Consider the following 13706-nt stretch of genomic DNA (forward strand, 5'->3'; position numbering starts at 1 on the left):
TCAGGGGGTTCGGGAGGGTTGTGGACGGGAGGGTTGCGGACGGGAGGGTTGCGGATCGGAAGCCGGGTGGGCGGCGGTGGTTGCGGTGCGCGTGCCGGTGCCGCGGGTGAGGAACAGCGCGAGGAGTGCGGTGGCGGCCAGGACTGCGGCCGAGACCGTGAAGGCGGTGCGGTAGCCCGCGGTGAGAGCCTCCAGGTGCGGCTGGTGGACCGCGGCGTGCCCGGTGACGGAACCGGCCAGGGTCGCCAGCGCGGCGAGGCCGATCGCGCCTCCGACCTGGCGGGTGGTGTTCACCAGGCCGCCGGCCAGCCCCGCGTCCTGCGGCGGGACGCCGTCCACGGCGAGTGCGGTGAGCTGGACGAAGGCGATGCTCAGGCCGAGGCCGACCAGGATGCTCGGACCGAGGATGTCCACGAGGTAGCTGCCGTGGGCGCTGATGCCGGACAGCCACAGCAGGCCCGCCGCCTCGGTGAACAGGGCTGCGGTCACCGTTGCGGTGGCGCCGATGCGCCGCGAGATGCGGGGTGCCACGGCCGCGCCGAGCATGTTGGCTCCGGCGAGCGGGAGTTGGCCCACTCCGGTGGTCAGGGGATCCTCCCCGAGGACCTGTTGCTGGTAGAGCGGCAGGAAGAAGAACAGCGCGATCCACACGGACCCCAGCAGGGCCATCAGCAGGTTGCCCACGACGACCCGGCCGGCGGCGAACAGGCGTGGCGGTATGAGCGCGTTCGGCCGGCGAAGCTCGATCACGGCGAAGGCTGCGAGCAGCGTGGCGGCTCCGACGAGTGAGCCCAGTACCCGGGCGTCCGTCCAGCCGGCGCCGCGTGCGGTGGTCAGTCCCCAGACCAGGAAGGTCAGGGCCAGGGTGACGACGGCGGTGCCCAGCAGATCGAAACGGCCGTCCTTCCGTCCGGGCGCCCGTGGCACCAGCGCCGCCACGGCGACCAGGACCAGCGCCGCCCCGAGCGCCACGGAGTGGAAGATCCAGGGCCAGCCCCACGCCTGGGTGAGAACACCACCCAGCAGGACGCCGCCCGCCCCTCCCGCACCGGAGACCGCGCCCCACACGCCCAGCGCTCTGCCCCGCCCGGGTCCGGGCGGGAACAGATCCATCGCCAGGGCGAGCGCGGCCGGGGCGATGGCCGCGGCACCAAGGCCCTGGACGGCGCGAGCCGCGATCAGCACGCTTGCGGATGCAGCCAGTCCCGCTGCCAGTGACGCCGCCGCGAACAGCGCGAGGCCGAAGACCAGCACCCTTCGGCGGCCGAGGAGATCGGCCGCCCGGCCGCCCGCGAGGAGCAGCGCCCCGAACGCCAGGCCGTAGGCGTTGACCACCCAGGTGGTCCCGCCGTCCGAGAGGCCGACCCCGGCGCGGATCTGCGGGAGCGCCACGTTCACGATGGAAGTGGCGAGCATGACGGTGAACTGAGCGGCGGCCAGCGCCGCGAGCGTGATTCCCGGCCGGGGAGCTCGAGCAGCTGCCTGGTCCGTCTCCGTGCGTGCAACGTTCATGCCGCACAGACTCGTGTCAGGCGGTGTCCACTATCCAGGCCCGGCAGGAACGGGCGCTGTCCACTCCTGTCCGCACCTGTCCACCCGGTCCTGCCGGTCCTGCCGGGGCCACGCCTCTGCCGTTGCTACCGGGAGCCGTGCAGCTCCTGCTGCCACAACGCTTCGCAGAGCAGGTCCAGGCCCTGACGCAGGTGGCGACGGTAGGTGCCGTACGGAAGCCCGAGACGGCGGGCGGCGGCTTCCTGAGTGGGCGCACCGGAGAAGTAGCCCGCCGTCAGGGCCTCGCGGGCGCGCACTCCGCGCGGGTCACGGGCGAGGTCGTCGACGGCCTGGCTGAGCAGGGCACGCAACTCCCCGACAGGGTCACCGAAGTCGGCCGCGAGACGGGTGCGCAGCAGGGCGCAGGCGGCGAAGGCGCCCGCATCGCGCCAGTGGGCCAACGCTTCACGCACGGCCTGGTCGAACGTGGTACGCGAGACGGGTGACGGTCCGGCCGGCACAGGCGGCAGTGACTCGGTGGCCGATATGAAGCGTTGAAGCCATGCCTCCACCGGTATCCGACGCCAGTCGACGCCGAACAGTCCGTAGGTGTGCTCACCGACCCGCGGGCGCGCCCCGGTGTCGCTGAGGGTGCCCTTGACGCGCTCGGCCCAGGTCTCGGCGTCCCGGAAGACGGCGAAGCCAAAGGCGCGGCCGCGGGCGCGGGCAGCCTCCGCCTGGGCCCGGGAACTGCTCAGGTCGATGACGCGCGAGGGAACCTGGTACCGCTCGGGGTAGATCGAGAAGCGGCTGACGCCGATGTGTTCGCCGGGGCTCACCGGCGCAGTGGCATCGGTGTACTGCCACGCGGCGGCGACGACGGGATCGGTGGCCAGGTCCCGGGGGTCGGGAGGGGCCGGCAGAGCCAGCCGGGCCGTGAACGCCACGATCCGGCCCGTGTCCACGAGACGGTAGACGCTGAATGCCTGCGGCTGACGCTGCGCCCAATAGCGGACCAGTTCCGCGGAGGCGGCCCCCTCGGTCTCCTCGGCCATGCGCAGCACGGCATCGATGTCATCCGGGTGCAGAGGACGGTCGTGCACCTCGTCCTCGCGGGACCAGGAGCGCAGCCGGGCCAGGGTCTCGCCCTCCCGGAAGAGGTAGAAGAGCTCGTCGGTGACGGTCCACACCCGCTCCTCGGGCGCCTCGCGCAGGATGCGCAGGTACTCGTCCGCCAGGCGCTGGCGCATCGCCTCGAAGGCGTTGGGCGCTCGCCAGCGCAGGTCGGCGGCCAGCGTCTCGCGTGCGGCGTCGTGCGGGTGGAGCCCCCGGTGTGTGGACTCCATGAAGGGCAGGTCCCGCAGCCAGGAGAAGAGCAGATGGGCATCCTCCCCGGGCAGCACCGCGGCGAGCAGTTCCTCGGACGTCGAGTGGGCCTGCGCCGCCACCTCCAAGGCGCGGCGGTGGACCGCCGTGGGCACCTCCCCGATCAGCCCCGCCAGCAGGGTGCGCAGGATGTCCGCGGTGGGGGCCCAGATCTCCTCCCTGCCGCAGCCCGCCGATCCTGCCGCGGCCGCGAGGGACAGGGCCAACGGGTTGCCTCCGGCGAAGCGGAGCACCCGGTCCCGTAGCTCGGGCCGGATCTGCGCCGCCACCAGGAGGCTCCGGGCCTGCTCATCGGAGAACGGCTCCAGTTCGGTCACGTGCAGGAGCCGGGACCAGGCGGGGTCGGCGGTCCACTGCGGCTGCGGAGCGCGCCGGCCGGCCAGGACGACCAGGGTGTCGTCCGCGGCGCGGGGCAGGAAGTGGTGCCACAGCCAGCTCTCCAGCCACTGGCAGTGCTCGAAGGAATCCACGAACAGGACCGTGCCCGGAACGTCCAGGAACGTACCGGCAGCGTGCTCGAAGTCGGCCGGGTCCCGGCTGACGAACCGGCCGTCGAGTTCGACGAGCAGCCGGCCGGCCGTACGGGCGTGGTCCGCCAGGCGCCGCAGCAGCGACGACTTCCCGATGCCCCCCGGCCCGCACACGTAGAACGCGAACGGCGCCTGCGGATCGCCGGCCAACGCCTCCTCGAAGCGCCCGAGTTCCTCGTCCCGGCCGATGAAGGCCCGTACGCGCGCTCTGCTCAGTCGTTCCCCTACGGACACCATGGCGGCTCCCGTCCTCCTTGTGTACCACCCGGACCCGACCCGTCGGGCGGAGATCCTAATGGAGGGGGGCCTTCACCGAGCGACGCTCGTTGAAGGCCCGCCCATGTCACTTGATGAGCCCGAGGTTCTCATCATCGAGCTGACCGGTGATCAGGAGGGTTGTTTCCTCCACGCGTTGGAAGCGGCCGTCGGGGGCCAGTTCGGCGAAGAGGTAGACCTCGGTGCGCGACGTGTGGCCGTCGTGGTGGCTGAGGGTGACGGTGTGGCGGTCGGCATAGCGCAGTCCGTCGCGGAGCTCATCGTGGACCTCGATGTGTCCGCTGCGGATCAGGGAGCGCAGGCGTGTGATGTGCCGGGCGAAGGAAGTCCGGTCACTCCACACGCCGTTGGTGCGCTGGCGGTAGTCGGGGGTGAAGTGCCGGTCGAGGGCTTCGGCGAGGTCGGCGCCCGGGCTGAACAGCAAGTCGTTGATGGCTCGGGCTATGTCGGTCGATGTCATGGTTGTCTTCGCCTAGGGGAGTAGGGGAGTAGGGGAGTAGGGAGGATACGAAGGTCCTGGCTCCGGGAGGTGGCCGCGCAGGACGGTACCCGGCAGAAGCCGGGGGAGAGGCGGCCGTCGGTCCCGGCCGTCCGCCTCAGTGGACGGGGGTGAAGTCCAGCGACAGAGAGACGGGGCCTCGCGTGTACAGGCCGGTCTCCCGGTAGCGGAAGCCGGGGCTGTAGCGCACCTGGTCGAGCTGGGGCAGGAGCATCGCGGCGACGGTCTCGATCTCGGCGCGCGCGAACGCCGCGCCGACGCACTGGTGGAGTCCGGTACCGAAGGCCAGGTGCTGGGCGGCTGCGGTGAAGGAGCGGGCGGTGCCCAGGTCCGGGCGGTGGATGTCGAAGGCGTCCGGGGCGGCGAAGGCCTCGGGGTCGCGGTTGGCCGCGCCGATCATGCAGAAGACGGTGGCACCCGCCGGGACGGTGACGCCGGCGAACACGGAGTTCTTCCCGGCTTGGCGGGGAATGAGCTGGACCGGCGGGGTGAAGCGCAGGGTCTCGGCGATCGCGGCGGCCAGCAGGTCCGGGTCCCGGCGGACCTGCGCCATCTGTTCGGGGTGGTCGATCAGGTGCTTGAAGAGCAGGGCGAGAGTCTTGTCCGCGGGCTCGGTGGAGGCAGCCAGAACGTTGATGATCAGTGCGGTTACGTCGCGATCGCTCATGGCGATTCCGTCGAACTCGGCGGTGCACAGCTTCGATATCAGGTCGTCGCCGGGCTGGTGGCGCCGCTGTTCGATGACGGGGAGGAGATAAGCCTCCAACTGCTCGGCGCAGTCCATGCAGTGCCGGCGGCGCTCGGGGGTGAGGGTCATGCTGGTGATGAACTCGGCGACCCCGCTGTGCCAGGCAGCCACCTGCTGCCAGTCCTGTCTGTCCAGGCCGAGGACGTCGAGCGTCACGTGGACGGCGAGGGGCTTGCCGAAGTCGTTGACCAGGTCCACCCGGCCCTGAGCAAGGAAAGGGCCCATGAGTTCCGCGGCGTTGGCGTGGATGGCGCGTATCTGGTTCCGGAGAGCCTGGCCGGTGAAGCCCCGTACGACGATCTTGCGCTTGGCGGTGTGTTCGGCCCCGGTCATCTGGGCGAGGACCGGCCCGCGCATGACCGGCTCGGCGCGCACCTGCAGCGTCTCGGTGGTGAACGCTTCGTGGTCGGTCAGTACCCGCTTCGCGTCCTCGTAGCGGGAGAGGAAGTAGCTGTCGATCGCCGGCTCGTAGTGCACCGGAGCCTGCTCCCTCAGCTGTGCGAAGTAGCGGTAAGGGTCTGCGGCAAAGTCCTCGGACAGGACGCTGAAGTTGGGGTTGACCACGGGCATTGCGAGGACCTCTCAAGGTGCGCGGTGCACGGAACGGGCAGGAGCCGGGGCCCATGCGTTCGCGAGGGAGCAAGCAGGCGGACCCACCCGGCCTGCAGGACGGAAGAACGACGGCACAGGTTCCGCTCGCCCCGGGTGGTGACGCCGTGTCGGATGGCGGTTCGCCCGATCTGTCCGGGGACGTCAGCGCTCGCGGGCCCCGTTCCCGGCAAACAGTGATCGTCGCTCTCTGGTGACGGGACGCTCCTGCGTGTAGCGTCAGCAGCAGCTGTCGTGGTTCGCAGTCCCTGCCCGCGCCCTGGCGTGGGCGTTTTGCTGTGCAGTGCCGGACCAGGGCGATCACCTCCGGGGCCGCGTGGTGCGGGCCCGACATCGACTGAGAGGGCAACACCATGGCCAGCGGAACCGTGAAGTGGTTCAACGCCGAAAAGGGATTCGGTTTCATCGCGCAGGACGGCGGCGGCCCCGACGTCTTCGCCCACTACTCCAACATCAACTCCAGCGGCTACCGCGAGCTCCAGGAGGGCCAGGCCGTGACGTTCGACATCACGCAGGGCCAGAAGGGCCCGCAGGCGGAGAACATCACCGCTGCCTGATCCGCGCAGCCCGGATCCACCCGCCCCCGGAGCATGCGCTCCGGGGGCGGGCCGGCTTCCGCACCGTGTCCCTGCCGATAAGAGGCAGCGAACGGGTCAGGGGGTCCCGCGCCCCGAACTGTGCACGGCGGCGTTACATGCCTCGCGCCGCACGACCGTCGGCGCCGCCGTCCCGGCCGCAGAGCCCGACGGGGTCGACGAGGTGCCACCTGGCGAGGTGCTACCCGGCGAGACGCCACACGCACATCGGCGGCGACCGGGGAATGGCCGAACTCCTGCGGAATCCGGCTGCCGTTCGCCTGGTGTATTCGCCGCCGTCACGCCAGGCTCCCTCTCCGGTACCCCGTGCACGATGTCCTGGGGGCGCTCAAGCACTTCTCGACCGAAGCAGAGGTCCCTCTCGCCATGGCAGAACTCAACCGCCGCCGCTTTCTCCAGCTCACCGGCGGCGCCGCCGCCCTGACCATGCTCAACGAGAGCATCGCGCGCGCCGCCGCCATCCCCGCGCAGGGGACGACCGGCACCATCGCCGACGTCGAGCACGTCGTGGTCCTGATGCAGGAGAATCGTTCCTTCGACCACTACTTCGGTGCGCTGCGCGGTGTCCGTGGCTTCGGCGACCCGCGCCCGGTGACCCTGCCCAGCGGCAAGTCCGTCTGGCACCAGACCGACAATGCGGGCAAGGAGACGCTGCCGTTCCGGCCTCCGTCCGACGACCTCGGCATGGAGTACCTCCAGGGCCTCAACCACGACTGGGCCGGCGGCCAGAGCGCCTTCAACAAGGGCAAGTACGACAACTGGGTGCCCGCCAAGACGCTGGCCACCATGGCCCACCTGACCCGCGACGACATCCCGTTCCACTACGCCCTTGCCGACGCGTTCACCATCTGCGACGCCTACCACTGCTCGTTCATCGGCTCGACCGACCCCAACCGCTACTACCTCTGGTCGGGCCACACCGGCAACGACGGCAAGGGCGGCGGCCCGGTCCTCAACAATGCCGAGGCCGGCTACGGCTGGACCACCTACCCGGAGCGCCTGGAGGCGGCCAGCATCTCCTGGAAGGTCTACCAGGACATCGGCAACGGCCTCGACGCCGCCGGTTCCTGGGGCTGGATCAACGACGCCTTCCGCGGCAACTACGGCGACAACTCGCTGCTCTACTTCAACAACTACCGGGGCGCCCAGCCCGGCACCCCGCTGTACGACAAGGCCCGCACCGGCACCGACGCCAGGACCGGCGAGGGCTACTTCGACAAGCTGCGCGCCGACGTCACCGCCGGCACCCTGCCCCAGGTCTCCTGGATCGCCGCCCCCGAGGCCTTCAGCGAGCACTCCAACTGGCCGGCCAACTTCGGCGCCTGGTACATCGCGCAGGTGCTGGACGCGCTGACCTCCAACCCCGACGTGTGGGCCCGTACCGCGCTGTTCATCACCTACGACGAGAACGACGGCTTCTTCGACCACGTCGTCCCGCCGTACGCCCCCGCGGACGCCAACCAGGGCCTGTCGACCGTGCCGACCGCGCTCGACGTCTTCCCCGGCAAGGCCGGCTACGTCGCCGGGCCGTACGGACTGGGCCCGCGCGTTCCGATGCTCGTGGTCTCGCCGTGGAGCACCGGCGGCTACTCCTGCTCCGAGACCTTCGACCACACCTCCGTCATCCGCTTCATGGAGAAGCGCTTCGGTGTGCAGGAGCCCAACATCTCGCCCTGGCGCCGCGCCGTCTGCGGTGACCTGACCTCCGCCTTCGACTTCGCCCGCACGGACACCGGCACGGTCCGGCTGCCCGACACCGGCGGCTGGGAGCCGCAGGACCGCGAGCGCCACCCCGACTTCCGGGCCACCCCGCCGGCCGTGGCGACCATGCCGCGCCAGGAGAAGGGCTTGTGCCCCACGCGTCCGCTCAAGTACGCCCCGTACGTGGACGGCACCGCACTCACCGATGAGGGCAAGTTCCGACTGACGTTCAGCGGCGGCCCGGACCTGGGCGCGCAGTTCTACGTCACCTCCGGCAACCGGACCGACGCCCCCTGGACGTACACCACCGAGGCCGGCAAGTCGATCGCGGACGCCTGGAACACCCGCTACTCGGCCGGGGTCACCGACCTGACCGTCCACGGCCCCAACGGCTTCCTGCGCGGCTTCCGCAACCCCGGCACCACCCCCGGCCCCGAGGTCACGGCCCGCCACAACGCCACCACGGGGAACCTGGACCTCACCCTCACCAACGCCGGAGCGTCGACCGCGACGCTCACGGTTACCAACGCCTACGGAGGCGGGCCGAAGCGACTCACGGTCGCCAAGGGCGCCACCGTCACGTACACCGTTCCCCTGAAGAACACGCGACGCTGGTACGACGTGACGGTCACCGCATCCGAATCCCCGGAGTTTCGCCGCCGCTTCGCCGGCAAGGTCGAAACCGGCGCAGCCGGCCTCTCGGACCCGGCGATCCTGACGAACCAGTCCTCCTGACCCGAGCCCCGCTCCTCGGAGCCCTCCGAGGAGCGGGCCGCTCGAGGCCCCTGCCGAGCGCGGCCCTGCCCGGGCCCGCTACGGCGTCGGGACGGAACTGGGGATCAGCCTGATCACCCTGGCCCAGCCTCTTGCGCGCAGCGGCCGGGCTTCAGCGGGCCGTTGCTGTCCCAGCGCCTCATTCGTGGATTCGGGTGTGCCGGCGGTGCTTGCTGCGGCATCGTCGTACTCCGGCACCCCTGACCGGGGTGTCCGGAGACGGCGGGCTGGTTGCTGGAGGGGTGTGTCATGGGCGAGCGGGAGACGTGGACGACGGAGGAGTTCGGCACCTCGCACGAGGGCACGGTCGGAGTGCTCCTGGCTGACGGCAGCGTGCCGGGCCCGGCCTACTTCGACACCGGGTCGGGGCCCCACGTCCACTCGACGTCCGAGTGGAGTGTCTATGACGGCCGCTTCCCCCGCGTGCCGCGGGCGGCGGCGCTGCGTGCGGTGTGCTGCTGCGGCTGGGCCGGACCCGAGCACCGTCTGGACTGGGAGGCGATCGGCGAGCAGGAACTCGCCGAGGCTGCCGACGACGAGGCGGATGCCTGTGTGCGGGACTGGGACGGGCACACCGTCGCAGTCGAGGCGACGACCGTCCCCCTGCCGGACAGCCTCACCGTCCTTCTGGAGCGTCTGGAGGAGGAGATCGACAAGCTGGCCAAGACCTCCCCCATCGCGGCGGTACGAGCCGCTCGGCGGACGCAGATCACGGCCGAGCGGTCCGGCTACCGGGCCGCTCGCGCCGCACGACAGGACCTGAATGCCGCCCAGGCCGCCGCCGCGCTCGGCCTCGATGAGGACGCCGCCCGCAAGGAGCTGGCACGCTTCGGCCAGTGGAGCCCCTACTCCAGCTGAACAACCGCCCTGGCCCGTGGGCATCCCCTCGAGCCGCCGCCCCGAAGCCGAACCCTCTGCGACGTCCGACCGGGCCCGCAGGCCGGGCTACGGGTGGCAGCCGGGCCCTGCGGAGCCTTACCGGTGCCGCACAGTGCCTGCCGGTACAGCGTCGACGCGGCGTGGTCGATGGGGTGCGGCTGCGGCCTGCCCGAGGAGTCCCGCCCGCCCTCGTCAAGAGTCGGCCGGCAGCTGGCATCCAGGCCCTGGCCGTACATGCAGGGCAAGCGTTGACTGATGAGGTACTGGCACTCTCTTGCTGATCTGCGTGCCCGGCTGGCGCATTCCAGAATGTCCGGTTATCGATCCTCGTCGGGGAACACAAGCTGCCTTCCCGTCAGTTCAGTGAAGCGAACCGGGGCGAGCCCGCACGACTCGTCCTGGACCGGTAGACCACTGGCAAGGAGAAACCGTGCGCATACTCTTCACCGGACCGGCCGCGGCCGGCCACCTGTTCCCGATGATCCCGACGGCGCAGGCATTGCGCGCCGCCGGCCACGAGGTGCTGTTCGCGAGCTCGCAGCCGCTGAACCGCCTCCGCGAGGCAGGTTTTCCGATCGTCGAGATCGGCGACGGCCGCACCATCCGGGACGTGTTCGAGCAGTCCACCGGCGAGGAGGTGCGCTACGTCGCCACCGACATGACATCGGACCAGATTCTCGACAGGGCGGCCCACGGCTTCGCGCTCGTCTCCCGCCCCACCGTGGAGGGCCTGCTGGACGCCGCCGACAACTGGGGCGCGGACCTGCTCGTCTACGACTCCTTTCAGGCCTCCGCCCCGCTGGTCGCGGCAAAGCTCAAGATCCCATCGGTGATCCAGAACTTCGGCGTCACGTCCGGCATCGACATGGTCGGCCGACTCGCCGCCAACTTCACCGAGGCGTACGAGACGTACAAGGTGGCCGGCCCTGCCGAGCCCACCGCGCTGAACATCGTCCCCGCCTCGCTCGGCGGCGACCCGGGCGGCCTGCGGATGCGCTACATCCCCTACAACGGCGGCGGAACCGTCCCCGCCGAGCTGCTCCGCCGCGGCACCCGCCCGCGCGTCGCCGTCACCCTGGGCACCGTGCTCACCGAGATGGACGGCGTCCGCGCCATCGTCCGCCTGATCGAGGCCGCCGCCACGGTGGACGCGGAGTTCCTGCTCGCCGTCGGCGACGCCGACCTCACCCCGCTCGGCACCCTCCCGGACAACGTCCGCCCGCTGCCCTGGGTCCCGCTTGCCGAGCTGCTGACCGCCTCCGACGCACTGATCCACCACGGCGGCTCCGGCACCCTGCTCACCGCCCTGCAGGCCGGCCTGCCCCAGCTCCTGCTTCCGCAGGGCGCCGACCACTTCACCAACGCCGACGCCCTCACCGCGACCGGCGCCGCTCTGCGCTCCGCCTCCGACGACGTCGACGCCCCGCTCCTCACCCGCCTGATAACCGACCAGGCCCTGCAGGAGGCCGCCGCCCGCCTCCAGGCGGAGAACGCCGCCCTGCCGTCCCCGGCCGAAACCGTCCCCGCCCTGGAGGCCCTGGCCGCCTCGTAGGACGCAGCACAGCCGCCGGTGGCGGGGCGCCCGTCGCCCCGCCACCGTGCGTTGGCAGCTTCCGCCGGAAATGGCTCCAGTGGCACCCGCACTGCCGGGCTTCAGCCCGTGGACTCCAGATGTGAGGCGTTCTGGGACGGACCCCGCAGTCCACCCTGGACGCAAGCCTCCGGTGGTGATCCCACAAGATGATTCCCATGCAGCACATCGAGTTCTTCACCTACACGTCCTCCCGCCTGTGGGGTATCCGCGTAGACGGGTCCGACCTGCGTGTCCACGCGGCAGATGCAACCCGTCCCCTGTGGCTGCAAGAGAAGAGCCACTACGAGAGGACGCCGGAGGACACGGAGGACTTCCTGTTCCGCCAGTACGCCGGAATGTCGGAGTCCGACCTTCGCGACCCTGTGCTCCACTTCCTCGGCGACGCCGCTCCGGAGCTCAGACACACGTCCACGGATGCAACCGCGGTACTGGGCTGCCCGTGCGGCATCTGGGAATGTTGGCCCCTGTTCACCCACATCACCGCCACCCCTGAGACCGTCACCTGGTCCGCTTTCCGCCAACCCCATCGCCCGGCCTGGGGAGACCTCGCCATCGGACCGTTCGTGTTCCCCAGACCCGCCTACGAGAACGCGCTCACGCACACCATCCATCATGCCGAGGACCCCCTGATGGCCCTGCCTCCATCCGACATGGTCGGCGGGGAGTGAGTACGGTCCGCATGATGTGTCCCTCGCTGAAGCCGGAAGCGGCTGCCGACACGGCTTGACTTCCCCAGCGGGAAGCCGGTTGGCGGTCCAGGGACTGCCCCGTGATCACGCGCCGGGACGGTCAGTCCGTCGGATGGGGGCGGCCCGGGGCCGGGGAACGGCGGTGAACGGCGCGGATGTTAGCTTCTGTCCCGTGGTGGAACACCAGGACGAGACCAGGGCGGCCTACGACGGGATCGTCGAGCTCTATGCGTCGATGTTCGCTGATCGGCTGCAGACGCGGCGGCCGTTCACGCGGGCCATGATCGGCACCTTCGCCGAGCTGGTGCGCGGGACGGGGAACCTGCGGACAGCCGACATCGGGTGCGGGCCCGGACATCTGACGGCCATGCTCCACGACCTGGAGCTGGACGCCTTCGGGCTCGACATCTCCCCGGGCATGGTCGACCATGCCCGGCGGGCCCATCCGGCGCTGCGGTTCGACGAGGCGCGGATGGAGGCCATGCCGGTCGAGGACCGCGCGCTCGGCGGGGTGCTGGCCCACTACTCGATGATCCATACTCCGCCCGGGGAATTGCCCGTGCTGCTCGCCGAACAGGTGCGTGTCCTGGCACCAGGGGGCCTGCTCCTGGTCTCGTTCTTCGCGACCGACGGACCGGAGCCGGTCCGCTTCGACCACAAGGTGACCCCCGCCTATAGCTGGCCGGTGGACCGGTTCGCAGAGTTGCTGACCGGGGCCGGGCTCACAACTTTCGCCCGGCTGCTCCACGACCCGGCCTCCGAGCGCGGGTTCCTCGACGCCCACTTGCTGGCCCGCCGCCAGTAGAGCGTGCCCGCGTTGGCCGGCGACAGTTCTCCAAAGGGGACCGTGTTGATCACGGAACAGTCCGTCGCCGGTTGGCGTGTGCGCTCCAACTGGTCGGGCCTGCGCGGCATGCCGTGCGGCGGGCCGGTCATGCGGCGCGGCAGAGCTCCGCAGGGCCGGCCGGTGCTGCGGCGCGGGGCGCGGTCGCGTGTACGGGACGGGCGGTGCGGACGGCGGCAGCCGCGGTCTGCGAGCGGCTCCGAGCGAAGACGACGAGGCGCAGCACCGCGAACCGGGCGACACCGGCGATTGCGGAGGCGGACAGGTAGACGCCCTGCTCGAGCAGCGCACCGGGTGCCACCACCAGCTGGTGCAGGACAAGCATCGCCACGCAGGTCACCGCATACGCCGCCGCCGCGGACCCGGCCGACTGGGCATGCTGGCGCCAGGTTGCGCGCCCGCCCGCGCCGAAGGAGAAGCGTGCGTGCAGCTCGGTGGTGAGGAGCGTGGAAGCCGCCGTGATCAGGGCGTTGGCCAGGCCCCAAGGAACCCAGACGGCGAGGGCCGCCACGGCGAGGCTGGAGGCGAGTCCCACTCCGCCGCCACAGAGCACGAAGCGGGCGAAGGCGGTGACGGCGCCGGGTGTCGCCTGCTGCCGGCTCTGTGCTGTCTCCATGTCCGACCCCTTTGATCGCTCCCTTTGTGAAACGGGCACCTCCCGGCCTGTGAAGCCTTCGGGTCCGCTGTTTCTCATGAGTGAAACGCTACGTTGCATTCATCGATCGAGCAACTTATTTGTTGCGCATAATCGGCATAAGTGCAAGTGGAGGCGGAGAAATCGTTGCAACCGCTTTGAACCTAATGCAACAGCATCCATCCTCGACGTTGCAATGGATTGAGGGTGAATGCTATGCCTGATGTTGCGGCACGAACGCCGATGCGACCTGGCGGAGGCCGCCAGAGCCGCCCGGGTCCGGCACGACGGGGTGGCCCTGGACGACATACGCCCCGCCAGCCCCAGTGGATGACGCCCGGCAGGAGACGTACGAGGTGCTGATCGAGGCGGCACGCGCGCCGGGCCGCTGCTGCGCGCCCTCTCTGCGTTCATGAGCCACTGGGCGCCGTGCTTCTCGACCACGACCCGCCGAGC

11 protein-coding genes are annotated in these 13706 nt (G+C 70.7%); 6 read left to right on the forward strand and 5 right to left on the reverse strand.

Features of this window, described 5'->3' with window-relative positions; translation table 11 throughout:
* From OHT74_RS36550 to OHT74_RS36565, 4 genes are all read right to left on the reverse strand, one after another.
* On the reverse strand, positions 1 to 1512 hold the full coding sequence (locus OHT74_RS36550; RefSeq protein ID WP_328622626.1) for an MFS transporter: 1512 nt from the start codon (positions 1510 to 1512) through the stop codon (positions 1 to 3).
* Positions 1513 to 1637: 125 nt separating this feature from the next.
* On the reverse strand, positions 1638 to 3644 hold the full coding sequence (locus OHT74_RS36555; protein WP_328622627.1) for an ATP-binding protein: 2007 nt from the start codon (positions 3642 to 3644) through the stop codon (positions 1638 to 1640).
* Positions 3645 to 3750: 106 nt separating this feature from the next.
* Positions 3751 to 4143, reverse strand: a complete 393-nt coding sequence (locus OHT74_RS36560; protein ID WP_328622628.1) for a nuclear transport factor 2 family protein — start codon at positions 4141 to 4143, stop codon at positions 3751 to 3753.
* A 136-nt stretch (positions 4144 to 4279) separates the two neighbouring features.
* Positions 4280 to 5500 carry a cytochrome P450, cyclodipeptide synthase-associated gene (locus tag OHT74_RS36565; RefSeq protein ID WP_328622629.1) on the reverse strand — a complete coding sequence of 407 codons (1221 nt, stop codon included), beginning with the start codon at positions 5498 to 5500 and terminating at the stop codon, positions 4280 to 4282.
* 392 nt (positions 5501 to 5892) lie between these two features.
* On the opposite strand from OHT74_RS36565, the gene OHT74_RS36570 reads away from it, so the two are divergent.
* From OHT74_RS36570 to OHT74_RS36595, 6 genes are all read left to right on the forward strand, one after another.
* Complete coding sequence (locus tag OHT74_RS36570; protein WP_266670860.1) at positions 5893 to 6096, forward strand: cold-shock protein; 204 nt, start codon at positions 5893 to 5895, stop codon at positions 6094 to 6096.
* A 405-nt stretch (positions 6097 to 6501) separates the two neighbouring features.
* Positions 6502 to 8571 carry a phosphocholine-specific phospholipase C gene (locus tag OHT74_RS36575; protein WP_328622630.1) on the forward strand — a complete coding sequence of 690 codons (2070 nt, stop codon included), beginning with the start codon at positions 6502 to 6504 and terminating at the stop codon, positions 8569 to 8571.
* Positions 8572 to 8859: 288 nt separating this feature from the next.
* Complete coding sequence (locus tag OHT74_RS36580; protein WP_328622631.1) at positions 8860 to 9468, forward strand: hypothetical protein; 609 nt, start codon at positions 8860 to 8862, stop codon at positions 9466 to 9468.
* 451 nt (positions 9469 to 9919) lie between these two features.
* Positions 9920 to 11041 carry a nucleotide disphospho-sugar-binding domain-containing protein gene (locus OHT74_RS36585; RefSeq protein ID WP_266670872.1) on the forward strand — a complete coding sequence of 374 codons (1122 nt, stop codon included), beginning with the start codon at positions 9920 to 9922 and terminating at the stop codon, positions 11039 to 11041.
* Between the two features lie 197 nt (positions 11042 to 11238).
* A complete protein-coding gene (locus tag OHT74_RS36590; protein ID WP_328622632.1) occupies positions 11239 to 11751 on the forward strand; it encodes a hypothetical protein in 513 nt (170 codons plus the stop codon).
* Between the two features lie 193 nt (positions 11752 to 11944).
* A complete protein-coding gene (locus OHT74_RS36595) occupies positions 11945 to 12577 on the forward strand; it encodes a class I SAM-dependent methyltransferase (protein ID WP_328622633.1) in 633 nt (210 codons plus the stop codon).
* Between the two features lie 127 nt (positions 12578 to 12704).
* Here OHT74_RS36595 and OHT74_RS36600 read toward each other — a convergent pair whose 3' ends face one another.
* Complete coding sequence (locus OHT74_RS36600) at positions 12705 to 13232, reverse strand: hypothetical protein (RefSeq protein WP_328622634.1); 528 nt, start codon at positions 13230 to 13232, stop codon at positions 12705 to 12707.
* Positions 13233 to 13706 lie beyond the last annotated feature (474 nt).

The organism is Streptomyces sp. NBC_00354, from assembly GCF_036106915.1.
Classification (GTDB): domain Bacteria; phylum Actinomycetota; class Actinomycetes; order Streptomycetales; family Streptomycetaceae; genus Streptomyces.

What these genes read in the sequence shown, in the direction of transcription:
- OHT74_RS36560 (WP_328622628.1), bottom strand. Translation starts at nt 4,143, where the DNA reads ATGACATCGACCGACATAGCCCGAGCCATCAACGACTTGCTGTTCAGC.
- OHT74_RS36575 (WP_328622630.1), top strand. Translation starts at nt 6,502, where the DNA reads ATGGCAGAACTCAACCGCCGCCGCTTTCTCCAGCTCACCGGCGGCGCC.
- OHT74_RS36550 (WP_328622626.1), bottom strand. Translation starts at nt 1,512, where the DNA reads ATGAACGTTGCACGCACGGAGACGGACCAGGCAGCTGCTCGAGCTCCC.
- OHT74_RS36565 (WP_328622629.1), bottom strand. Translation starts at nt 5,500, where the DNA reads ATGCCCGTGGTCAACCCCAACTTCAGCGTCCTGTCCGAGGACTTTGCC.
- OHT74_RS36590 (WP_328622632.1), top strand. Translation starts at nt 11,239, where the DNA reads ATGCAGCACATCGAGTTCTTCACCTACACGTCCTCCCGCCTGTGGGGT.
- OHT74_RS36600 (WP_328622634.1), bottom strand. Translation starts at nt 13,232, where the DNA reads ATGGAGACAGCACAGAGCCGGCAGCAGGCGACACCCGGCGCCGTCACC.
- OHT74_RS36555 (WP_328622627.1), bottom strand. Translation starts at nt 3,644, where the DNA reads ATGGTGTCCGTAGGGGAACGACTGAGCAGAGCGCGCGTACGGGCCTTC.
- OHT74_RS36580 (WP_328622631.1), top strand. Translation starts at nt 8,860, where the DNA reads ATGGGCGAGCGGGAGACGTGGACGACGGAGGAGTTCGGCACCTCGCAC.
- OHT74_RS36570 (WP_266670860.1), top strand. Translation starts at nt 5,893, where the DNA reads ATGGCCAGCGGAACCGTGAAGTGGTTCAACGCCGAAAAGGGATTCGGT.